Annotated in this window: 19 protein-coding genes and 1 other RNA gene; 15 read left to right on the top strand and 5 right to left on the bottom strand. The window is 41.4% G+C overall.

What is annotated here, in order from left to right; all coding sequences use genetic code 11:
* Positions 1-9 precede the first annotated feature (9 nt).
* The 3 genes from MHB83_RS14460 to odhB all read left to right on the top strand — a co-directional run bounded on the left by MHB83_RS14460 (position 10) and on the right by odhB (position 6,256).
* Positions 10-1,926 (top strand): VWA domain-containing protein, encoded by a 1,917-nt coding sequence (locus tag MHB83_RS14460; protein ID WP_342496430.1) that lies wholly within the window; start codon positions 10-12, stop codon positions 1,924-1,926.
* Between the two features lie 224 nt (positions 1,927-2,150).
* Complete coding sequence (gene sucA / locus MHB83_RS14455) at positions 2,151-4,985, top strand: 2-oxoglutarate dehydrogenase E1 component (protein ID WP_003215743.1); 2,835 nt, start codon at positions 2,151-2,153, stop codon at positions 4,983-4,985.
* Between the two features lie 14 nt (positions 4,986-4,999).
* Complete coding sequence (odhB, locus tag MHB83_RS14450) at positions 5,000-6,256, top strand: 2-oxoglutarate dehydrogenase complex dihydrolipoyllysine-residue succinyltransferase (RefSeq protein ID WP_003215695.1); 1,257 nt, start codon at positions 5,000-5,002, stop codon at positions 6,254-6,256.
* A 35-nt stretch (positions 6,257-6,291) separates the two neighbouring features.
* Here the strand turns inward: odhB and MHB83_RS14445 are convergent, their stop codons facing one another.
* The 4 genes from MHB83_RS14445 to MHB83_RS14430 form a co-directional block, all read right to left on the bottom strand.
* Positions 6,292-7,242, bottom strand: coding sequence for a bile acid:sodium symporter family protein (locus tag MHB83_RS14445; RefSeq protein WP_310024941.1), 951 nt, complete (start codon positions 7,240-7,242; stop codon positions 6,292-6,294).
* Between the two features lie 146 nt (positions 7,243-7,388).
* Positions 7,389-8,210, bottom strand: a complete 822-nt coding sequence (locus MHB83_RS14440; protein WP_310024942.1) for a superoxide dismutase — start codon at positions 8,208-8,210, stop codon at positions 7,389-7,391.
* Positions 8,203-10,077: a prenyltransferase/squalene oxidase repeat-containing protein gene (locus MHB83_RS14435; protein WP_342496429.1), complete on the bottom strand. Its 1,875-nt coding sequence runs from the start codon at positions 10,075-10,077 to the stop codon at positions 8,203-8,205. The genes MHB83_RS14440 and MHB83_RS14435 overlap by 8 nt, the downstream gene beginning before the upstream one ends.
* 102 nt (positions 10,078-10,179) lie before the next feature.
* On the bottom strand, positions 10,180-11,664 hold the full coding sequence (locus MHB83_RS14430) for an aldehyde dehydrogenase family protein (protein ID WP_003215950.1): 1,485 nt from the start codon (positions 11,662-11,664) through the stop codon (positions 10,180-10,182).
* A gap of 213 nt (positions 11,665-11,877) precedes the next feature.
* Between MHB83_RS14430 and MHB83_RS14425 the strand changes: the two genes are divergently transcribed.
* The 8 genes from MHB83_RS14425 to MHB83_RS14390 all read left to right on the top strand — a co-directional run bounded on the left by MHB83_RS14425 (position 11,878) and on the right by MHB83_RS14390 (position 17,755).
* Entirely contained in the window at positions 11,878-12,090 is a 213-nt protein-coding gene (locus MHB83_RS14425; protein WP_003215772.1) for a DUF6501 family protein, read from the top strand.
* A gap of 49 nt (positions 12,091-12,139) precedes the next feature.
* Positions 12,140-12,277: a DUF4025 domain-containing protein gene (locus tag MHB83_RS14420; protein ID WP_223250615.1), complete on the top strand. Its 138-nt coding sequence runs from the start codon at positions 12,140-12,142 to the stop codon at positions 12,275-12,277.
* 441 nt (positions 12,278-12,718) lie between these two features.
* Positions 12,719-13,057, top strand: coding sequence for a PH domain-containing protein (locus tag MHB83_RS14415; protein WP_003215537.1), 339 nt, complete (start codon positions 12,719-12,721; stop codon positions 13,055-13,057).
* A gap of 177 nt (positions 13,058-13,234) precedes the next feature.
* Entirely contained in the window at positions 13,235-13,882 is a 648-nt protein-coding gene (locus MHB83_RS14410) for an SDR family oxidoreductase (protein ID WP_003216148.1), read from the top strand.
* A gap of 91 nt (positions 13,883-13,973) precedes the next feature.
* Positions 13,974-14,474 carry a TraR/DksA C4-type zinc finger protein gene (locus MHB83_RS14405; RefSeq protein ID WP_003215876.1) on the top strand — a complete coding sequence of 167 codons (501 nt, stop codon included), beginning with the start codon at positions 13,974-13,976 and terminating at the stop codon, positions 14,472-14,474.
* A 132-nt stretch (positions 14,475-14,606) separates the two neighbouring features.
* Positions 14,607-14,792: non-coding RNA, 6S RNA (ssrS, locus tag MHB83_RS14400), on the top strand.
* 133 nt (positions 14,793-14,925) lie between these two features.
* The gene (recQ, locus tag MHB83_RS14395) at positions 14,926-16,707 is read left to right on the top strand and encodes a DNA helicase RecQ (protein WP_342496428.1); all 1,782 of its coding nucleotides are present in this window, start codon (positions 14,926-14,928) and stop codon (positions 16,705-16,707) included.
* Positions 16,708-16,963: 256 nt separating this feature from the next.
* The gene (locus tag MHB83_RS14390; protein WP_003216022.1) at positions 16,964-17,755 is read left to right on the top strand and encodes a 3D domain-containing protein; all 792 of its coding nucleotides are present in this window, start codon (positions 16,964-16,966) and stop codon (positions 17,753-17,755) included.
* A 152-nt stretch (positions 17,756-17,907) separates the two neighbouring features.
* Here the strand turns inward: MHB83_RS14390 and MHB83_RS14385 are convergent, their stop codons facing one another.
* Positions 17,908-18,420, bottom strand: coding sequence for a hypothetical protein (locus MHB83_RS14385; RefSeq protein ID WP_050782689.1), 513 nt, complete (start codon positions 18,418-18,420; stop codon positions 17,908-17,910).
* A 198-nt stretch (positions 18,421-18,618) separates the two neighbouring features.
* Between MHB83_RS14385 and MHB83_RS14380 the strand changes: the two genes are divergently transcribed.
* From MHB83_RS14380 to prpB, 4 genes are all read left to right on the top strand, one after another.
* Positions 18,619-19,158: a DUF420 domain-containing protein gene (locus MHB83_RS14380; protein ID WP_003215636.1), complete on the top strand. Its 540-nt coding sequence runs from the start codon at positions 18,619-18,621 to the stop codon at positions 19,156-19,158.
* Between the two features lie 168 nt (positions 19,159-19,326).
* Positions 19,327-20,469 carry a citrate synthase gene (gene mmgD / locus MHB83_RS14375; RefSeq protein ID WP_050943929.1) on the top strand — a complete coding sequence of 381 codons (1,143 nt, stop codon included), beginning with the start codon at positions 19,327-19,329 and terminating at the stop codon, positions 20,467-20,469.
* A gap of 2 nt (positions 20,470-20,471) precedes the next feature.
* Positions 20,472-21,908, top strand: coding sequence for a bifunctional 2-methylcitrate dehydratase/aconitate hydratase (locus tag MHB83_RS14370; RefSeq protein WP_050943930.1), 1,437 nt, complete (start codon positions 20,472-20,474; stop codon positions 21,906-21,908).
* A gap of 14 nt (positions 21,909-21,922) precedes the next feature.
* Complete coding sequence (gene prpB, locus MHB83_RS14365) at positions 21,923-22,840, top strand: methylisocitrate lyase (RefSeq protein ID WP_106028812.1); 918 nt, start codon at positions 21,923-21,925, stop codon at positions 22,838-22,840.
* Positions 22,841-22,847 lie beyond the last annotated feature (7 nt).

Raw genomic sequence — 22,847 nt, 5'->3', positions numbered from 1 at the left:
TTCTGAGTTTTGAAATTCATCAAATTTAATGACAGCAGAATCGATTCATTTTTATTTATGGAATTAACGGATTTAGCCAAAACGTTAGCAAAAAGTGATGATGCCGAGCTTGAATACGGGGTGCAGTCCTACTATGATCCTTTTGAAAAGAAAATTTTCATCAGCCATTTTTGGGATGACCGTAAACAGGAAGACATGACAGCCGGACTGAAAAGTGATGTATTCCTCCGTGCAGTAGGAACCGTTTATAGTGATCTGACTGTCTTTCAGGAAATCATTCGCTATGCTCATACAATGTCCATTCCTGACCTGTGTAAACAATTGTTTATGCTCTTTGAAGATATCCGGATTGAAGAGCGGATTAAACGTGACCGCCCAGGAACAAAAAAGGTATTTAAACGAAGAAGAGAGCTATACCGGCGTCATTTTAAGACGCAATTAACGATTAACCAAGAGCGGAGCATTTTAACGGATGCACTCTATTGTGCAATGTATGTGAAGCTGACAGCGGATTCACCGCTAGAAGAAATTCCGCCTCTTCACGAGCGGATCAACCCAATGATTCCATTTATTGAATCAAGTCTTGAGCGTGTATATGAAGCGCGTTCAACCGGAGATATCGCAGTCATCGTCAAAGAATTAATGGAAGGCTTTGATGAGCTTCTTGATAAAGATATGCTGAATACGTACTTTTTCTTCCCGGAATTGGACTATGAAAAAGCGGCAAAAGAACCGCTGTTTCATGACTTAAAAAGAAAACCTAAATTAAGTGAAGACATCAAAGTCGACCGGGAAAAAGAGGGCGATGAAGACATCCACCAAGAGTATATGGAAGTGTGGCATCGAGAAACAGAAGCACCGTCAAAAAGCTTCCTTCAATTTGATTTAGAGCACGGCGGGAAAAGTGATCTCGGGAAGGATGCAGCAAGAGAAGGCGATGACGGAGATCAAGCACTTGGCACTGTCCAAGGCTCTGCCAAGCAGACTCACCGAAAAGATTATTCAAAGCTTGAGGCGCTGGAAGAGGCTGAAGGCGAGGAAAGCGGAGCGGATGCTCATGAGAATGGAAAAGAGAACAAATATGCGTTTCCAGTCATGATTTCACCAGATCCTCCCGCGCCAGAACAAATCAATGTATACAAGCAGCACGCCAAGGAGATTGAGCCGTATCAGAAACGGTTAAAACAGATGATTCAAAAAACGCTCGAACATAAAAAAACATGGCCAAAAACGGATCTTCATGCAGGACGTCTGAGTAAAAAGCTCATTCGTTATTTTACAGAGTCGAATCCGCGTCTTTTCTATAAAAAACAGGCACCTTCTTCGGAGATTGATGCTGTTTTCACTTTATTAGTGGATTGTTCTGCTAGCATGTTTGACAAGATGGACGAGACGAAAAAAGGCATTGTTCTATTCCATGAAGCCTTAAAGTCCGTTCAAGTCCCGCATCAAATTGTGGGGTTTTGGGAAGATACAAACGACGCATCAGAAACAAGTCAGCCGAACTATTTCAACACAGTCGTGTCGTTCAAAGATTCTTTATTTGATGCAGGTCCTTCCATTATGTCTCTTGAGCCAGAAGAGGATAACCGGGATGGCTATGCGATTCGCCAAATGACAAAAATGATATTAAAACGAAGAGAAGAGCAAAAGTTTCTCATTGTTTTTTCCGACGGAGAGCCAGCTGCATTCAGCTACGAACAAAATGGGATCGTCGATACACATGAAGCAGTTCTTGAGGCGAGGAAAAAAGGCATTGAAGTAATCAATGTGTTTTTATCCAATTCACCGATCGAAGAAGCACAGATGAAAACCATTCAAGATATGTATGGCAAGTTCAGCATTTTTGTACCAGATGTCGATACATTGCCAGATGTTTTATATCCGTTACTGAAGAAATTACTGCATAAAAGCATTGGGGCATAAGGTTTTGCCCCTTTCTTCAAAATATTTTTCGGAATGATTTAAATTTTTTGTTTTTCTGTGAATTTTTTATCTTTAATTGAACAAAGAATGTAGAAAGTAATCCGAAACAGTGGTAGAATATTATTGGAAGCGTTTTATTACATAAATTTGGTCATTGTGTTCTGGAAGTTATATCGAGATAGTGTTCAATCACTTGATGATCAAAGTTGGGGGTAGTGTTCAAAATGTTTCAAAATGATGTGAAACAACCGTTGAGTTGGGAAGAATTTCATGGTCCGAACCTCGGCTATGTGCTCGAGCTCTACGATCAGTATGTCCAGGATCCTACTAGTGTTGATGAAGATCTAAGAGGCATATTTGATGAACTTGGTGCACCACCGAGTGAAATGAAGGAGGAAATTGGGAAAAAAGAAAATAGCGTAGTTACTTCTGAACAAATCCAAAAGATAGCATCAGTCGTTAAACTGGCAGAAGACATCAGAACGTATGGCCATTTAAATGCTTCCGTCAATCCTCTTCGCAAAGAAAAGGAATTACAAGAGCTGTTTCCTTTAAAGGAATACGGTTTAACAGAAGAAGACGTCAAGAATATTCCAATATCTATTATTAGTCCTGACGCACCAAAACACATTTCAAACGGCATAGAAGCCATTAACCATTTGAGAAATACGTATAAGCGTACCATTTCATTTGAGTTTGATCACGTACATGATTTCGAAGAACGGAACTGGCTCTCAAAATCAATCGAGTCTGGTGAACTATTTAAGAAAAAACCAGCCGATAAACTAGTTTCTGTATTCAAGAGATTAACAGAAGTTGAGCAGTTCGAACAGTTTCTTCATAAAACATTTGTTGGGCAAAAGCGCTTCTCAATAGAAGGATTAGACGCACTTGTCCCAGTACTTGATGAAATTATTTCAGAGTCTGTTACACAAGGGACTTCAAATATTAACATTGGAATGGCACACAGAGGCCGTTTAAATGTATTAGCACATGTGTTAGGAAAACCATATGAGATTATTTTCTCAGAATTCCAGCATGCGCCAAATAAAGAGCTTGTTCCATCAGAAGGCTCTATTGGCATCAGCTACGGGTGGACAGGTGATGTAAAGTACCATCTTGGAGCAGATCGTCAAATTAAAGACGAAGATACAAAGAGTGCGAGAGTCACGCTTGCTAATAACCCAAGTCACTTGGAATTCATTGATCCAATCATTGAAGGAAGCACACGTGCTGCTCAGGAATTACGTACTCAAAAGGGCTATCCAGTACAAGACGTTGAAAAGGCATTAGCCATCTTAATTCATGGTGATGCGGCATTTCCTGGGGAAGGAATTGTGGCAGAAACATTAAATTTAAGTCAACTTGTAGGCTATCAAGTGGGCGGAACAATCCATATCATTGCAAACAATATGATCGGATTTACGACGGAAAGCAATGAATCTCGCTCAACGAAATATGCAAGTGACCTTGCAAAAGGGTTTGAGATTCCAATTGTTCACGTCAATGCAGATGATCCAGAAGCATGTTTAGCGGCTGTTCAATTAGCTGTAGAATACCGCAAACGCTTTAAGAAGGATTTCTTAATTGACTTGATCGGCTACCGCAGATACGGTCATAACGAAATGGATGAGCCTTCTACGACTCAGCCGATGCTGTACGATGCAGTCAGAAAGCACAAAACGGTCAAGAATATCTTTGCAGATAAACTTGTCACAGAAGGTCTTCTAACGAAAGAGCAGCGTGAAGAAATCGAGCAGGCTGTAGCGACGAGAATAGAAGAGGCCTATCAAAAGGTGCCTTCAAAGAAAGAGCATACGATTCAAGAAATTGAACTGCCAGAACCAGTATCAAATGGCTTCCCAGCAGTGGATACATCCGTAGAGTTTGATGTGTTACGAAAGCTGAATGAAGAATTGATCAGCTGGCCGGACGATTTCCAAGTATTTGGTAAGCTTAAACGGATCCTTGAAAAACGTGCAAAAGTGTTTACAGATGACCGTAAAGTAGAATGGTCACTTGGGGAAGCACTTGCATTTGCATCTATATTAAAAGACGGTACGCCAATTCGAATGACCGGACAGGATTCAGAGCGCGGTACTTTTGCTCAAAGAAACCTTGTTCTTCACGACAGTCAAACTGGAGATGAATTTATTGCTCTTCATGAGCTGAGTGATGCAAACGCATCATTTACTGTTCATAATAGTCCACTGTCAGAGGGCTCAGTCATCGGGTTTGAATATGGTTATAATGTCTATTCTCCTGAAACGTTAGTCATTTGGGAGGCTCAATTTGGAGACTTCGCAAATGCGGCTCAAGTGTATTTCGATCAATTTATTTCAGCTGGACGCGCAAAATGGGGACAAAAATCAGGTCTAGTGATGCTCTTGCCTCATGGATATGAAGGACAAGGTCCTGAGCATTCAAGTGGAAGAACAGAGCGATTCCTGCAATCAGCTGCTGAGAATAACTGGACAGTGGCGAACCTCACAAGTGCAGCGCAATACTTCCACATTCTTAGAAGACAGGCGAAAATGCTGCTTCGTGAAGAGATTCGTCCGCTTGTCATCATGACACCGAAGAGTCTGCTTCGTAACCCGAACACATTGTCTGAAGTCCAGGAATTAACGGATGGACAGTTCCAACCAGTTCTTGAACAACCAGGCCTTGTGCATGATCACGAAAAAGTATCGCGACTCGTGCTATCTAGCGGGAAGGTATCAATCGATATTAGTGATCGTTTTACTCAAATGGAAGAGCCGAAAGATTGGCTTCACATTGCGAGAGTCGAACAACTATATCCATTCCCAGCCAAAGATATTAAAGCGATTTTATCAAAACTAACAAACTTAGAAGAAATCGTATGGGCGCAAGAAGAGCCACAAAATATGGGGGCTTGGGGATACATTGAGCCATATTTACGTGAAATTGCGTCTGAAAAAGTAAAAGTACGTTACATCGGTCGAAGAAGACGCTCAAGTACGGCTGAGGGTGATCCAACTGTGCATAAAAAAGAACAAGAACGAATTGTATCTGATAGCTTGACTCGCAAAAACTAAGGGGGAAATGAAAAATGGCGGAAATTAAAGTACCTGAATTAGCGGAATCGATCTCGGAAGGAACGATAGCTCAATGGCTAAAGCAGCCGGGCGATTATGTGGAGCAGGGAGAATACCTGTTAGAACTTGAAACAGATAAAGTCAATGTCGAACTGACAGCAGAAGAATCTGGTGTACTGAAAGAAGTGCTGAAGGATTCTGGTGACACTGTACAAGTTGGAGAAGTCATCGGAACAATTGCAGCGGGTGAAGCTGGCGGAAGCGAGTCCGCAGCTCCAGCACCTGAGCAAGAGTCTGCACCAGCTTCGAAAGAAGAACCGGCAGCTGCTCAAAAAGAAGAAGCAGTGAAAGAAGAGCCGAAATCTGGTAATGGCAGAACCATCGCTTCTCCAGCAGCTAGAAAACTAGCGAGAGAGAAGGGACTAGACTTATCTGAAATTCCAACCGTAGATCCGCTGGGCAGGGTACGAAAGCAGGATGTCGCTTCTTATCAAAAGAATGAAGCACCTGCAAGTGCACCAAAAGCCGCGCCAAAAGCAAATGCTGCGGTGCAAAATGAACAACCAGGAAAGCCAATTGAACGTGAGAGAATGTCGCGCCGCAGACAAACGATTGCAAAACGTTTAGTTGAGGTTCAGCAAACGGCTGCAATGCTGACGACATTTAATGAAGTAGATATGACGGCTGTGATGGACTTAAGAAAACGCCGTAAAGATGCCTTCCTTGAACAAAATGATGTAAAGCTTGGCTTCATGTCTTTCTTCACAAAAGCAGTTGTAGCAGCACTGAAGAAATATCCGCTGCTTAACGCAGAAATTCAAGGTGATGAGCTCGTCTTGAAGAAATTCTATGACATCGGCATCGCTGTTGCTGCTAACGAAGGACTTGTCGTACCGGTTGTCCGTGATGCAGACAGATTGTCGTTTGCAGGGATTGAAAAGGAAATTGGTCATCTTGCGAAAAAAGCACGAGATAACAAATTGTCTCTAAATGAGCTGCAAGGTGGATCATTCACGATCACAAACGGCGGAACATTTGGTTCACTGCTTTCAACACCAATTTTAAACAGCCCTCAAGTTGGAATTTTAGGGATGCACAAAATTCAGCTTCGACCTGTGGCAATTGATGAAGAACGTTTTGAGAACCGTCCGATGATGTATTTAGCTCTTTCTTACGACCACCGGATTGTCGATGGTAAAGAAGCAGTTGGATTCCTTGTCACGATTAAAAACTTACTTGAAGATCCAGAGCAGCTCTTGCTTGAAGGATAATCTTCAATTTGAAAAGCTAGCACCCATTAAAGGTGCTAGCTTTTTTTCTTTTCATTTTCAGTATTTCCTCTCTTTGACCAATACGTCGCAAGCCAGGAACCAGATAAATTATGCCACACACTAAAAATGGCACTTGGTACGGCTGCAAGTGGCGAGAAGTGTGCTGTCGCTAGAGCTGCACCAAGTCCAGAGTTTTGCATGCCTACTTCAATCGAGATGGCTCTTCGAGAAGGGATATCCATTTTGCACCACTTTGCAATAAGGTAACCAAATAAAAGACCAAGTCCATTATGTAAGATCACAACAGCCAATATTAGCAGCCCAGATTGAAGAATCTGCTCTTTATTTGCACTGACAACCGCTGCAATGATCACTACAATTCCGGCGACAGATACAAGCGGCAATGCTTGAACCGCATAGGTCACTTGTTTTTTGAAAAACAATTTAACGATGACACCTAAGATAATTGGGATCAACACAACTTGTACAATTGACAAAAATAGCGCTTCTGGCGATACAGGTAACCATGATCTTGCAAAGAGTAAAATAAAGACAGGTGTTAAAAATGGAGCAAGAAGGGTCGATATGGTGGTGACGGCTACAGATAATGCCGTATTTCCTTTCGCCAAAAAGGTCATCACATTGGATGCTGTACCGCCTGGGCAGCAGCCCACAAGAATAACGCCTACTGCAATTTCAGAAGGAAGCTGTAATCCGTAAGCTAATAGAAAGGCGATAAGCGGCATGAGTGTGTACTGCGCCAGAACCCCAATCAGCACATAGAGAGGTTTTCGAAACAGCTCTTTAAAATCTTCAGCAGACAGGGTAAGCCCCATCCCAAACATAATAATACCGAGTAAAAAAGGAATATAAGTTCCAATCTTAGAAAATTCGGCAGGAAAGGCAAATCCAAGACACGCAAATAAAATGACCCAAATTGCAAAGGTTCTTCCTGCAAAGTGACTAATGGTTAATAAAATCTTCATTCATTGCTTCAGCTCTCTTTCTATACATATCTTTTCTATTTTAAATGAATTTTCTGAAAAAACAACCCATTCTTTTAGTGGTGATAATAATATTATGTAAACTATAAATACTCCATATAAGCAAATGCCTACATGGAGTAGCGTTTTTAAAAAGGGGTCCATTTCACTTGCTGAGCTTGCTTAAGGCGTGCTTCTGGCTCACGCCAGTCAACGACATTCCACCAGCGATCTACATATGTCGCTTTTTCATTCAGATATTGCAGATAGTAGGCGTGCTCCCATACGTCAAGAGCTAGAAGAGGGAGCACATCCCATTGTGATAAAAATTGATGGCGTTCTGCTTGTAAAATCTCTAATCGCTGAGATCTTGGTGCCCATACGAGAATGGCCCATCCAACACCTTCAACTTGTTTGGCTGCAGCTGAAAATTGGGATTTGAATGCATCATAGCTTTCAAACGATTGTTCAATAAGACGAAGCATTTGACCAGTGGGCTTTCGTTTGCCTGAAGGACTCATAGAAAACCAAAAAATGCAATGTAAATAGTGTCCCGCACCATTGAAGGCTAGCTCCCGTTCCCAATGCTTGATCATTTTAAAATCATTGGTTCTTCTTGCTCTTTTTAAGGCAAGCTCAGCTTGGTTCAGACCATCAACATATGATTGATGATGCTTCTGGTGATGCAAATACATCACCTCTTTTGAAATAAACGGTTCTAGTGCATCATACCGGTAAGGGAGAGGGGGTAATTGATGGCCGCCAACTGCCACATCTCGCATTGCATCTTGTGGAATTATATCCTCTGCAATACTTTCAGCCAATTCGTACCACTCTTCTTCACTGGAATGTTCATCATTCATGATGAACGATAAATGTTCTGCTTTCTGACGGGTGTTGTCATCTTGAACTGCACCTTGAATGAAGCTAAGCCAATCTTTAAGCTGCATGCGATATTCTTCCTTATTCATTTTTACGCCTCATTTCTTCTAAAAATGTGGAACAAGCCATCATTGGAAAGACAAATGGATAGCTATGATAGGTGATGTAAAATTGCTTTGGAAGACCAATACCTACTGGATAGTGCAAGGCTTCACTCGAGTGCTGATGTTGAATCAAAAATGAGATGGCTTTTAAAATCACTTTGTCATCTGGCTGCACATATTGTAAAAGTGCCTCAGCAGCCCAAGCCGTTTGAACCACTGTCCCAAATGGAAGCGGGACGTACCTTTTAACCTCTGCACTTTTACACGATTCTCCGAAGCTGCCATCTTCTAATTGAATTGTTTTTAAAAATCGACATGCTTTTTGAACAGCAGAATGCGATGAGGAGATGCCAGCAGCCTTTAGTCCTGTTAACGCAGCCCAAGTACCATAAATATAGCAAACGCCCCATCTTCCGAACCATGATCCGTTTTTCTCTTGATGATCAAGCAGCCATTTCACACAATGATCTTTTTGCCTTTGCATGAGTGGTGACATGCTATTCTCTTCAAGAGCAATAAGATGGAGCACACGACCTGTAATATCAGGCGTAGAAGGATCAATGGCCGCATCCTCAGCAGATTCGAGCGGGAGATGACGAAGCAAGAAGTGATTTTGATTTTTTTCAAAAGCTGAAAAGCCGCCATCCCGGTTTTGCATGGAAAGAAGCCAATCAAATCCTCGTTTCCACTGAACGGGAGCGTATGTTTGAGGAACGGCTTTTAACACAATTTGCGTATCATCGCAATCTGGGTTATTTGTGTTTAAATCTGAAAAACCAAAGCCTCCCGGAGCCGCATGCCGGTTATGGATCGCCCAATCTGCTTTCTTCATTTGCTGCCGGTTCAGTAAGTACGTAAAAGACTTTTTGATCACTGGATCATCTTGTGTTCTGCCTGCTCGCTGAGAAGCATAACTGACAAGCGCTGTATCCCAAACAGTGGATGTAGAATTCTCAGCATATTTCCTGCCCCCACAGTCAGTGACTAGCTGTTTCATCCCTTTGACTGCTTTTAAAATGAGATGATGTCCCGGAGAGTATCCAAGACTCATGAGTGCATAGACCATAAAAATACTGGCACTTAAATAGCTATAAAGCGTGCCATCTTTTTCAAGGCGTTCAAACATATACCGCTTCGCTGCCTCATACCCGAAAAAGTCGAGCCGGCTGTCGAGTGCAGTATACGACCGCATGTATGCTAGAAAGTGGTGAGTGGAACGTTCTTCTCTTGCCATAAACCAGTCAAAAGGATTTTTAGACATGTTTGCATCGAGATGTGCTAAGCTTGGAAACTGTTCATGAGAGGCATATCGTTTGTTGAGTGCAATCATCATTGGGACAAAATGAATTCTTGCATATGCACTAAGATGATAGAAGTGAAGCGGGAAATATGTAGGGATGAGTAAAAATGAAAGTGGTGCATAGAAGTATGGCCAAGGGTGCATGCCATTGACAGCAAGCATCCACTTTGTCATAAAATGAACATTCTTCAAGCCGCCATTTGATCGAATAAAATGTGCTGCTTTTTCCATATGCGGCTCATCTTGTTGATACCTGCCTGACACGAGCATCCCGCAGTAGCCTTGCACAGTCGCGGTTACATGTCCCGCCTGATCATGATACAAAGAAAAAGAACCATCCTCATTTTGCTTTTCACGTATAGCTTCTGCCAATTGATGAACCAAAGCCTGATCCGAATCACCGACCGCCTTTAACAGCATAATCAAAAAAGCATTTGTCATCATTGGCCCTTCAAAGCAGAAGACAAAAGCGCCATCTTCTCGTTGTCTGCGCTGCATTTGCATGTGCAATTCATCAATATATTCGTTTACTTTTGTTTTAAAATCTTGCATATTCGGCCATGCTCCTTTCCTTTATTACTATATTCAGGAGCCTGCCTGTCACATGCAATCACAAAAAAGCCGATGACATGGTCACCGGCTTTATAGGCGTCATTAGTCTTGGAGATTAATCCACACACTTTTGACTTCTGTATAGTTGTTAAGGGCGTATGATCCCATTTCTCTGCCAAGACCTGATTGCTTGTATCCTCCAAACGGGGAGGCAGCATCAAAGACGTTATAGCAGTTGACCCAAATCGTGCCTGCTTCAAGACGTGCAGCAATGTCATGGGCATGCTTTAAGTTTTCTGTCCAAAGTCCTGCGGCTAAACCATAGTCAGACTGGTTGGCTCTTTCGACCACTTCATCAATGGAATCGTAAGGAATCGCAGATAGGACAGGTCCAAAGATTTCTTCTTTTGCGATGGTCATGTCATCTTCTACATCTTTAAAAACAGTAGGGGAGACAAAATAACCAGCCTCATAAGGGCAATCGCCACCGACAACGGCTGTTGCACCTTCTGATTTACCTTTTTCAATATAGCCTAACACGCGCTCGTGCTGTTCTTTACTTACGAGAGGTCCGATTTGCGTATCTTGATGAAGACCGGCTCCTTGTTTGAGGGATGTCGCATATTCAGCCATTTGATCGACAACCTCATCATATTGGCTCCGGTGAACAAAGACCCTAGAACCAGCACAGCATACCTGACCTTGGTTAAACATGACCCCATTTAAAGCACCTGGAATGGCTTTCTTTAAATCAGCGTCTGGCAAAATAATATTTGGTGATTTTCCGCCAAGTTCTAATGTGACCCTCTTAATGGATTTGGCTGCTTTCTCCATGATGAGTTTCCCAACACTTGTTGACCCCGTGAAGGCAAGCTTATTCACATCAGGGTGATCGGTTAACGCATTCCCGGCTGTTTCGCCAAATCCAGGTACGATGTTAATCACACCTTCTGGGAAGCCGGCTTTATCAACTAATTCAGCTAAATAAAGAGCAGAGAGGGGTGTTTGTTCAGCTGGTTTTAAAACGATGGTGCAGCCTGTCGCAAGTGCAGCACCCATTTTCCACATGGCCATGAGCAGCGGGAAGTTCCAAGGAATGATTTGTCCAACAACGCCAACAGGCTCATGACGGGTATAATTAAAGTATCCTTGGCTGACAGGAATGGTTTGTCCACTTATTTTGGTTGTCCAGCCCGCATAATAGCGCATATGCTCGATTGCGAGAGGGATATCTGCATTGGTTGTTTCATTAATTGGCTTTCCGTTATCTAAAGTTTCAAGCTGAGCGAGCTCTTCTTGGTTTTCTTCCATTAAATCAGCAAGCTTGAACATGAGCCGGGCGCGTTCGGCGGCAGACATGGAGCGCCAAGGACCATGAAAGGCTTTTTTGGCTGCTTTTACTGCCTCATCAATGTCTTTTGCACCTGCTTCATATACATCAATAAGGGTTTCACCTGTGGCTGGGTTAGGAGTTGAAAAGGTTTTGTTATCGTGACTTGTGACAAACTGACCATTAATGTAGAGTTTTTTCGTCCCTTGGAGAAAAGATTCGAGTTTTGAACTAATTTGAAGTGTTGTAGAGCTCATAAATAAACAAACCTCCTTAAAGATATGGATTGTTCTGCGAGTTCTAGGTGAAAAAGCGGACCTGAAGCAAATGATCTAGTATACGCACATGGATGTAAACGTATACATTCATCATATTACATGACATCTTTGAAAGCAATCCATAACACTCATTGCATTTCATGAAAAATTGGCTACAATAAATGTATAGATGAAAAAAGGAGTTTTTAAATCATGATCCATCAAAACTGGCAAACGGCTCAAACGTTAAAACAAGTAAAATGTATACATACGAATGCGAAAAAATATATGGTCGACCGTGCACTAACGGTTGGAAGCACATATGAAGTGAAAAATGAAACAGAAGAATTCCTGTTTGTCGTTGATAATACAGGTAAAGTAGGCGGGTATTATAAAGAGTATTTCGAAGACTTTTCTGCTGAATGATTTTGATCATCATCACTCATACTAAGAAAAACAGTAAAGGGTGATGATGATGAAAAAGAAGCAAACAGATGAGCAGAATCAACAAAATGCTTGGCATGATAACGAAGATGCTGATATGGCAATTACGCTTGAGCAGATTTCCGATGTATATGCCGAGGGAACCATTGAAACACCAAAAGACGAATAGTCCAGATTGTTGACAGAGTGCTAAAATGATCTTTATTTTAGCACTTTGTCTTCTTTTTCAGTGTGACATGAAAACCTTTGCAGCCCTAGGAAGGACGAGTACCGGCGCGGAGCGAATTTGACATTCGTGATCACCGGACTGACAAAGAATGCGAGGGTTTGTCTACACGCTGACAGTGATTTGAAAAAATCACTGTTTTTTTATTGGTCACAATTCAACCATTTTTCTCAAAAAGAACTGAAACTTTTTTCCTGCTTTAACTGTCTAAATAAGTAGAGGAAAGAGCATCGAATCAAAAAGAAAAAGTTAAATGAAATTTAATCTATTCGTAATGGAATAACGATCATTTATAGCGTATTCTATAAGTGAGAACAAAACGTACCCACAGAGCGTGTGGCCGTTTTTTCATAAAGGAATTTGATGGAGGAAGAGGGGGTTTACGTGGGTATTTTTTCTGTCAGTAAACAAAATGATAAGAAATTCGAATCCTTACTAATTGAAGGGGAAAGAATTGAAGCTGTTTACAGACTGCGTCACGACCAAATTTGTTTCACCAATAAACGACTGATCTTTGGCGATAACCGCGTATTTTCTAAGAAGAAAGTTAGGGTCTCCTTGCCATATCGATCAATTGAAAGTTTTGCCATTCAAGAAGCTGGCGTGTTTGATCAGGACACAGGTATGCTGCTTGTCACAAGCTCAAAAGTATTTGAACTTGATTTTTCAAAAGAGACGGATTTGAGTGATGTTCAAGCCATTTTGACAAAACATATTTGCTGATCAACCTTGCGATTACATAGATCACATGCACTTTTCTCATTCTACGTATTTATTTTAATAGATCGCACATTGCCTGAGCCCTTCCCCATATTTTCTTGGAAGGGCTTTTTTGTTTAGGTGTTTGAATGATAGCAAAAAAGGATAAAGATGAAACAGATACAGAAAGGGGAATGAACAATGAAAGTATTAGTTGCAGGAGCAAATGGACATACAGGTAGACTCGTCATTCGTTATTTAAAAGAAAAAGGACATGAGCCGCTTGCTCTCATTCGAGATGAAAAACAAGCGGATGCGCTAAAAGAACTTGGTGCAGCGCCTGTCATCGGTGATCTTGAAAAGGATGTGACAGATGCTGTGAAACAAGCAGATGCTGTCATCTTTGCAGCTGGTTCAGGCTCCAAAACAGGTGCAGATAAGACGATTGCAGTGGATCAAGAAGGTGCAAAACGTCTTGTCGACACAGCGAAAAAAGAAAACATTCAGCATTTTGTGATGCTGAGTTCCTTTAATGCCGATGATCCAAACCAGGGAAAAGGGCAAGGAAGTATGGAAATTTATTATGAGGCGAAAAGAAAAGCAGATGAACATCTAAAACAGTCTGGACTTTCCTATACCATTGTCCGTCCAGGTGCCTTGCTGCATGAGGAAAAGACAGGAAAGATTGAAGCTGCGGAGCATATTTCAGATAATCAAAACATTGAGATTTCAAGAGAGGACGTAGCCACTGTACTAGTGGAAAGCTTAACAGAATCCAATGTGAAAAATAAATCCTTTGACTTAATTAAAGGGGATAAACCAGTAGAAGAAGCACTTCGCACCCTGTAAGAGAAGCAAGCTGCTGCCAATAAGGCGGCGGCTTTTTTGATGTTTTCATTTCGTTTGCAGCGGGAAGGGAATAAGAAAGGAGTGATTGACCGTGGGCTTAACGAAAGAACAAAAAGCTGATTTATACGAAAGATTGAATCAATTAAAGGAAGATGTAAAAGGGTCAAAAAAGAAAGAAGAATCTATGCTAAGTGAATCGAGCGAGATTTCAAATGGTGTTGGGAACCATATCGCTGATCATGGGAGCATTTATTTAGACCGCATGACCGAACAAACGCTGGACCAAGTTGATGGCCAGCTTGAAGCTGAAATTGATGCAGCCCTGAAACGAATGGAAGACGGAACATATGGGGTCTGTGAGAAAACAGGGAAAGACATTCCATATGAACGTTTAAAAGCAGTTCCCTATACACGTTATTCAATCGATGCGAAGAAAAATGAAGAAACCACTCAAGACCCAAACGAGTTTGACCGTAATTTCTCAGATCAAATGCGTGATTTAACAAATAGACAAACAATGGATCAGATGCATTCAGATACGTATGAACGATTAGAGGAAGAGCAGGATGTTGACATAGACGAAGAAAAATAGGATAATAAATCGAAGTTACATTTTTTCAGAATAATTTTTTCTTATGTATGCAATGACAAATATCTTGTATACATGAGTATTTCATAGAAAAAAGATCTCTTGAAATTTAATAAACTTTCGTGTAATATAGTTTAAAGGCTGCGATGCGCGTAATGTTAATTAAGTTTTAACCTTTAAGCTGTAATAGGGAGTTTTATATTGAAGCCGGAATGTCATGCCTCCTTAGAGAGGAAGACAGGAACGTTTCTGCAAACACCCACTTTGAGGAGTGGTGGTTTAAAACTTTCTTACTTAGATTACGGCATCCGCAGCTTTTCCTAGGATGATTCAAGCCATTTTCCATTTCGGAAAATGGCTTTTTATTTTGTAAAAAGACGAAATTCGACTGATCGCCTGTAGAGGCAAGAATCTATGTTAAAATGGACAAAACAAATGACGGAGAGGGAATTGAATGTTAGAACAAGCAGAAGCACTCCTGAAACAATATTATGGCTTTGATGCCTTTAGAAAAGGACAGAAACAAGCTATTGAAGCGATTGTAAATAAACAAAAGGATACCGTCTGCATTATGCCGACAGGCGGAGGGAAGTCAGTTTGCTATCAGATCCCTGCGCTAATGATGGAAGGTACAACGATCGTAGTATCTCCGCTTATTTCTTTAATGAAGGATCAGGTTGATGCGTTAAATGAGATGGGCATACGTTCTTCCTTTTTAAACAGCACTCTGTCCGCAGCTGAAATGAATGAAAGGCTGAAAAAATGCGAAAACGGGGAATATGAACTGCTTTATATCACACCTGAACGCTTACAAAATGAACGTTTTTTTCAGCTGTTAGATCGGTTAACGATTCCTTTAATCGCGATTGATGAAGCGCACTGTATATCCGAGTGGGGACATGATTTTAGGCCAAGTTATCGCTTCATTCAAGAATGCTTGAACAAGCTGTCAAAAAGACCGGTGATTGTCGCATTAACAGCTACAGCGACGAAAAAGGTACACCAAGATATATGTGAACAGCTTGGCATAAACGGAGAAGAAACCGTCTTTACTGGGTTTGCTAGAGAAAATTTGTCCTTTCAAGTGATCAAAGGAGAAAACAGTGAACGTTTTATCACACAATATATGAAGAAAAACAGTCTTGAGTCTGGCATTATTTATACAGCCACTCGTAAAGAAGCAGATAATATTTATCATCGACTAAAAAAACAAAAGATCAAAGCTGGCGTTTATCATGGTGGATTGGATGATCATACGAGAGAAGAGCAGCAAAACCTCTTTTTAAATGATGATATCCAGGTGATGGTCGCCACATCAGCATTTGGCATGGGAATCAATAAGTCGAATGTCCGTTTTGTGATCCATCATCAAATTCCAAGGGATATTGAAAGCTACTATCAAGAAGCTGGGCGTGCCGGCAGAGATGGGCTTGAAAGTGAATGCATCTTACTGTTTTCACCTCAAGGTGTAAGAGTGCAGCGCTTTCTCATTGAACAGTCAATAGAAGATGAGACGCGCTACCAGCATGAGCTGCTTAAATTAAGGCAAATGGTGGATTACTGTCATACTGAGCAATGTCTGCAGCAATTTGTGATGGATTATTTTGATCAAACAGCTAGTTCGCCTTGTGGTAAATGCAGCAACTGCCTTGATGAAAGAGAGCGTGAAGAGGTCACAAGAGAAGCACAGATGGTGTTATCTTGTACAGTGAGAATGAATGAGCGCTTCGGTAAAATGATGATCGCCCAAGTACTGGCGGGCTCTAAAAACAAAAAAGTGCTAGAGCTAGGATTCGATCGTCTCCCTACATATGCTTTAATGAAACAACATTCGGCTCAGCAAATCAGTGACTTCATTGAATTTTTAATTACAGAAGAGTATTTGCACATGTCTGAAGGAGCTTACCCAACACTGAAGGTGACCCATAAAGGGAAGAAAGTGTTAGTTGGACAAGAGGCTGTGTATAAAAAGCAGGCGTTCAAAGCAGAAGCCATTCAAGAAAACGATGCATTATTTGAGCGATTGAGATCGCTAAGAATGAAGCTAGCTAGAGAGCAAGGTGTTCCGCCGTTTGTTGTCTTTTCTGATCAAACATTGAAGGAAATGTCAGCGGTAGAGCCTCAAACAGATGATGAATTACTCCAAATTAAGGGGATTGGCGCTCAAAAAAGAGAGAAATACGGAGATGTTTTTTTAGAAGAAATTCGTTTATTTATAGAAAAAGAGAAAAAATAAAGAGTTTGAAGAAGAAAAATAAATATTTTTCGCTGCACTTGGACACGTTTTCAGCAGGCCGTTTTTGATCCTTTTAAAACCTTGATATGGCGGGGAATCAAGCCGTTTTGTGGTCTGATTTACCAATGGAGAGAGATGTTTCATGTAAAGGAACTGTAATCTAAAACATATCGTTTTGTTATTGAATTGACATTTACATATGTTACGATAGCACTCGTTAGCCGCCATAAAAAGCTAACAAGGGAGGATTTACTTTATGAAGAAGACTATTATGTCCTTGGTTGCTGTTGCAGCAATCTCAACAACAGCATTTGGAGCGCAGCAAGCTTCTGCAAAGGAAATCACTGTACAGAAAGGTGATACACTTTGGGGAATCTCACAAAAAAATGATGTGTCTCTAAAGGACCTAAAGGGTTGGAACAATTTATCTACTGATATGATCTATGTAGGTGATAAATTGACAATCTCTTCAAAAGAGAAAACTCAGGAGCAGTATAAAGTCCAGAAGGGGGACAGCCTCTGGAAAATCGCTCAAAAATTCAATGTGTCAATTAGCGATATTAAGTCTTGGAATAACTTAAACTCAGATATAATTATGGTTGGTTCAACACTAAGTGTTGCTGGCCAAAGCTCGGCTCCGGTAAGCTCAGAACCTGTTCAAAAACAGGAACCTGTCCAAAAAGAGCAAACAACGAAAAAAGCTGCTCCTAAAAAGGAAACAGCTAAAGCAGAATCATCTTCTGCTAGTCAGAGTGTACAAAAAGAAATGACTGTTACAGCTACGGCTTATACAGCAAATGATGGTGGCATCTCAGGTATTACTGCAACAGGGGTAAACTTAAACAAAAACCCAAATGCAAAAGTCATTGCAGTAGATCCTAATGTCATTCCATTAGGAAGTAAGGTTTATGTTGAAGGCTACGGTGAAGCCATCGCAGCAGATACTGGCGGCGCAATTAAAGGTAACAAAATTGATGTACATGTACCAAGCAAATCCCAAGCGAAAAATTGGGGCGTAAAATCAGTCAAAGTAAAAGTACTTAACTAGTAAACAATTGTTTTTTGGAAGAAAGCATCAGGTGGCGGCCTGATGCTTTTATTGTACCCTTTTTTTGGTCAAAAATACACATATTTTTCAGAAAAATTTGCATTTTCGACAAAAAGCAGCGCATATCTTATGATACACGCTAGTTTTTGTCGTTAGCTGTCCACCCAATAAATTTCTCCGCTTTGTTCTTTCCAATTGATCTGGACATCAAATTGATGCTTTTCATAAAAATGAATTAAGCGATCTACGTGATCCCAGTCTCTTTTGACGAGGTCGCCAGTAATCACGGGTATGTTCTGCTCTCTTGCGATTTCTTTTAAATGCTTCATGCAGATGGAGCCGTATCCATTATCTGGCGGGCCTTTAATATCGGCAATATGAATCTTTCCTTCTTCAGGATATTCCGCAATTAAGGAAAAATCAGATTGTCCGCGAAAAGCTTTTTCACAATCGCTGAGCATAATTTTACATGTATCTGCACTTTCAATGGCAGAGACGATCAGCCACTCATCTTCTTTCGCTTGATCAATGCCAATGATCTTTGCTTTTTTCGAAATATCTTTCATATTTTCTTGCATTCGATACATTTGGAACTGCAATTGCTGTAATTCTTGCTCTAACGTCTTCACATCGTTGGCTGTTTCCTGTAAGATTGACAAGTCCATTACTCCTTTCCTATCAGAAATGATCAAAATCACATAAATTCCAATTTTAAAGGAAGTGGATGGATCTTTCAAGCCGTTAGAACGCCTGCAACCTGCAAGTTTGTCTAAAATTCGACGAAGACAGCGAATTCATTGACTTTATAGAGAAATTTAAATAACATACTCTTAGTCGGAACTAATAAAGAGAGGTTTTCAAACATGAACGAACAGAATCAAAAACCGAAAAATTTTACTGGTATTGTGATCATTTTAACAATTGCCATCAACGGATTAATCGCTTTATTATTTTTAATGCCAAAATCAGATAAATTTAGCCATCTGGATATTACATTTTTGCCGTTACTTAATGCCGTGATGAACAGCTTTACGTTTATCTTTTTACTTTCAGCACTCATCATGATTAAACAAAAGAACATTAAAGCGCACAGACGATTTATCTTTGCTGCATTTTCAACGACACTTGTCTTTTTAATTTCGTATGTGACCTATCACTCAATGGCAGCTGATACCCATTTCGGAGGAGAAGGGATTATCCGTCCAATTTATTTCTTTATTTTAATCACACATATCGTCTTATCAGCAGTCATTGTACCGCTTGCCCTGATTACGCTGTTTAGAGGCGCACAGATGCAAGTCGAGCGTCACCGTAAAATTGCTCGCTGGACCATGCCGCTGTGGCTTTATGTCAGTCTCACTGGCGTCATTGTGTATATGATGATTTCTCCATACTACAGCTAACGTATGTCCAACTGGACATACGTTCTTTTATTTACAAGATGCAGTGCTTTGGATAAAATGGGAATTGGGTATCCGACTTGCACGGTATCTTCCCATCTATAGACTCACATCATTTTTGGCCGTTTGCTCGTTTGGAGAACAACAATTGAACGAAACGGGGGTTATATGATGACTGAACAACTGCAGTATAAACCGGGGCTTGAAGACATTGTGGCAAGCGAAACGTCTATCTCATACTTAGATGTGCAGCAAGAAGAGATTGTAATTCGCGGGTATGACCTCATCGAGTTGGCACAAAAAAAGACCTATTTAGAAACAGCCTATCTGCTTATTTATGGAAGATTACCAGATGCGATGGAATATCACCAGTTTCAGCAAGACATTTCCTCACAAACCAACTTACATCCAACCATTCAAACCATTTTAACAAAACTGCCAAAAACCACACATCCGATGGATGCCATGAGAACGTGCATATCTGCTCTTAGTGGGTACGATGATGCGTTACAAGATCGATCAGAAGCATGCCAGCAAAAGCGTGCTGTTCGATTACTCGGCCAGCTACCGGCCATTGTCGCTGGAAGCTATCATATTCTCACAAAAGACGCCGCTATTTCTCCAGATCAGACCAAATCCTACACTGAAACCTTTTTAACCATGCTAACCGGACGCACGCCAACCCAAGACGAAATCACCGCTTTTGACCAAACACTCACATTATATAGTGAACATGAGCTGCCTAATTCAACGTTTGCGGCTAGAGTTATCGCATCCACACATTCTGATATGTATGGTGCTTTTACTGGAGCAATTTCTTCATTAAAAGGTGACTTGCACGGAGGAGCGAATGAAGCTGTCATGCATATGCTTCTCGAAGGGAAAACCACGGAAGGCTTCCTTGCGCTGATTGAGCGAAAATTAGCAGCAAAGGAAAAAATGATGGGCTTTGGCCATAGGGTATACATGAGAAAAATGGACCCAAGAGCCGCTCTTTTAAAACGATCATTGAAAACGCTTACGGAATCAAAGGGAGATACAACGCTTTATGACATGTGTGTAGCAGGAGAGGCATACATGAAAGAGAAGAAAAACCTCTATCCGAACCTTGATTATTATGCCGCACCTATTTATTACGTGCTCGGGATTCCAATTTCACTTTATACACCGATTTTCTTTGCTGCAAGGGCAAGTGGATTAGCTGCTCATGTCATTGAACAGCATTTGCATAATCGCATTTTCAGACCGAGAGTCCGTTATTTAGGGCCAAGAGGATTAAAAGTTTCAGATGATGATGGAAAAATGGGGGAATGAACATGAATAAAACAGCAGTCGCCAATCAAACGGATCAGCTATTAGAAGAAATCGCAGCCTATGCAGTAGACGGGGAAATTACGAGTAAAGAAGCCATTGAAACGGCACGCTATGTGCTCATAGACACACTTGGCTGCGGAATGCTGGCGCTCAATTTTCCTGAATGTACGAAGCATCTTGGACCGATCGTCCCTGGAACCGTTGTACCTAATGGAGCAAGAGTTCCAGGTACTTCCTTTGTGCTAGATCCTGTTCAAGCGGCTTTTGATATAGGCTGTATGATTCGCTGGTTAGATTATAATGACACGTGGCTTGCAGAGGAGTGGGGACATCCGTCAGATAACTTAGGCGGGATATTAGCTGTGAGTGATTACATCAGCAGAACAAGGCTTGCAAACGGAGAAGAGCCACTTTCGATGAATGACGTACTACATGCGATCGTCAAAGCACATGAAATTCAAGGCGTGCTGGCTTTAGAAAATTGTCTGAATCGCAATGGCTTGGATCATGTGCTATTTGTCAAAGTAGCAACAAGTGCTGTTGTATGTGCATTGCTTGGCGGAACAAAGGAAGACGTGCAGCATGTTTTATCGCAAGCGTTTGTTGATAATTCACCGCTTAGAACATACCGTCATGCCCCGAACACAGGATCAAGGAAATCATGGGCAGCGGGTGATGCAACAAGCCGCGGGGTGAGACTCGCAATGATGACACTCAAAGGGGAAATGGGCTATCAAACGCCGCTTAGTGCAGAGAAGTGGGGCTTTGAAGATGTTCTGATGAAAGGGAAATCTCTCACACTCGCTCAGCCGCTAGGATCATACGTCATCGAAAATGTGCTTTTCAAAATTGCTTATCCTGCTGAGTTCCATGCCCAAACGGCTGCAGAGGCTGCTATGATCCTGCATGACGCTGTAAAAGGTCGATTAGATGACATTGACCGAGTAGAGATTACAACACATGAATCAGCGATTCGGATTATCGATAAGAAGGGACCGCTGTATAATCCAGCAGACCGCGATCATTGCTTGCAATATATTACTGCGATTGGATTAATCTATGGTGAGCTCACAGCTGACCATTATGAAGAAGAAACGGCGCAAAATCCGGTCATTGATCGTCTCCGGGATCAAATGGTCGTCAAAGAAGATAAACAATATACAGCGGATTATTTAGATCCGAAAAAGAGATCCATTGCAAACAGTGTGCAGATCTTCTTTAAAGACGGGACGATGACAGACCGAATCGAAATTGAATATCCACTTGGTCATCGCAGAAGAAGGCAGGAAGGCATTCCTCTGCTTGAAAAGAAATGGCTCTATCATTTGAAGACGAGATTTCCACAAAAACAAGTGGATCAAATTGTGTCACTCTGTCAAAATCCAAATCAATTAAAAACAACAACCGTACCAGCATTTATGGACTTATTCGTCATATAAGGGAGGGAATTAGTGTGTGGATCGTGAATGATGAATCAAGTCAAGTAGATTTAGCCGCAGCCTTTCAAGAACAAATGCACAAATCAGCTTTATTTCAAATTCCAGGCGTTCACGATGGAATGTCTGCGCTCTATGCAAAAAAAATGGGCTTCCAAGGGCTCTATTTATCCGGAGCCGCCTTTTGTGCCAGCAAAGGATTGCCTGATCTCGGCATGATCCATTCAACGGAAATAGCTGAAAAAGCAAAGGAAATCATTCGAGCTTCTCAGCTGCCGCTTTTGGTCGATATGGATACTGGCTATGGCGGTGTATTGAATGCTGCAAGGGCGGCAAAGGAAATGATAGAAAGTAAGGTGGCAGCTGTTCAAATTGAAGATCAGCAAATGCCAAAAAAATGCGGACATTTAAACGGAAAATCGCTCGTTCCAGTAGAAGAGATGATCGCAAAAATCAAAGCCATCAAACAAGCGGCACCAACGCTTTTAGTGATTGCGAGAACCGATGCAAGGTCCGTAAATGGGATGGAGGATGTCATCCGCCGGGCCAATCTTTACGTAGAAGCAGGAGCTGACGCTATTTTTCCTGAGGCACTCATCACAGCAGAGGACTTCACGCATGCGTCAAACAATATTAAAGGACCGCTCCTTGCAAATATGACGGAGTTTGGCAAGACGCCTTATTATCATGCAGACGAATTTTCTGTATTTGGCTTTCAAATGGTCATTTACCCTGTGTCATCACTCAGAGTCGCTGCAAAAGCGTATGAGCGTTTATTTACAGAAATCATGGAGAAGGGGACGCAGCAAGGAATGCTAAAGGACATGCAAACGAGACAAGAGCTGTATGAAACGATTCATTATGATGAATATGAGGAAATGGATCAGCATTTAGCGAAAACGATCCTGCCGGAAATCGGGAAAGAACATCGATAAAATGAAA

The sequence above is a fragment of the Bacillus sp. FSL K6-3149 genome, assembly GCF_038630515.1.
GTDB classification, from domain to species: Bacteria; Bacillota; Bacilli; order Bacillales; family Bacillaceae; genus Bacillus; species Bacillus pumilus.
Note: the sequence above shows the minus strand (reverse complement) of the source record. Positions and strands in the feature narration are given on the sequence as shown.

What these genes read in the sequence shown, in the direction of transcription:
- MHB83_RS14385 (WP_050782689.1), bottom strand. Translation starts at nt 18,420, where the DNA reads ATGGACTTGTCAATCTTACAGGAAACAGCCAACGATGTGAAGACGTTA.
- recQ (WP_342496428.1), top strand. Translation starts at nt 14,926, where the DNA reads ATGTTAGAACAAGCAGAAGCACTCCTGAAACAATATTATGGCTTTGAT.
- sucA (WP_003215743.1), top strand. Translation starts at nt 2,151, where the DNA reads ATGTTTCAAAATGATGTGAAACAACCGTTGAGTTGGGAAGAATTTCAT.
- MHB83_RS14370 (WP_050943930.1), top strand. Translation starts at nt 20,472, where the DNA reads ATGAATAAAACAGCAGTCGCCAATCAAACGGATCAGCTATTAGAAGAA.
- MHB83_RS14435 (WP_342496429.1), bottom strand. Translation starts at nt 10,077, where the DNA reads ATGCAAGATTTTAAAACAAAAGTAAACGAATATATTGATGAATTGCAC.
- MHB83_RS14445 (WP_310024941.1), bottom strand. Translation starts at nt 7,242, where the DNA reads ATGAAGATTTTATTAACCATTAGTCACTTTGCAGGAAGAACCTTTGCA.
- odhB (WP_003215695.1), top strand. Translation starts at nt 5,000, where the DNA reads ATGGCGGAAATTAAAGTACCTGAATTAGCGGAATCGATCTCGGAAGGA.
- MHB83_RS14425 (WP_003215772.1), top strand. Translation starts at nt 11,878, where the DNA reads ATGATCCATCAAAACTGGCAAACGGCTCAAACGTTAAAACAAGTAAAA.
- MHB83_RS14420 (WP_223250615.1), top strand. Translation starts at nt 12,140, where the DNA reads ATGAAAAAGAAGCAAACAGATGAGCAGAATCAACAAAATGCTTGGCAT.
- MHB83_RS14380 (WP_003215636.1), top strand. Translation starts at nt 18,619, where the DNA reads ATGAACGAACAGAATCAAAAACCGAAAAATTTTACTGGTATTGTGATC.
- MHB83_RS14440 (WP_310024942.1), bottom strand. Translation starts at nt 8,210, where the DNA reads ATGAATAAGGAAGAATATCGCATGCAGCTTAAAGATTGGCTTAGCTTC.
- mmgD (WP_050943929.1), top strand. Translation starts at nt 19,327, where the DNA reads ATGACTGAACAACTGCAGTATAAACCGGGGCTTGAAGACATTGTGGCA.
- MHB83_RS14410 (WP_003216148.1), top strand. Translation starts at nt 13,235, where the DNA reads ATGAAAGTATTAGTTGCAGGAGCAAATGGACATACAGGTAGACTCGTC.
- MHB83_RS14390 (WP_003216022.1), top strand. Translation starts at nt 16,964, where the DNA reads ATGAAGAAGACTATTATGTCCTTGGTTGCTGTTGCAGCAATCTCAACA.
- MHB83_RS14430 (WP_003215950.1), bottom strand. Translation starts at nt 11,664, where the DNA reads ATGAGCTCTACAACACTTCAAATTAGTTCAAAACTCGAATCTTTTCTC.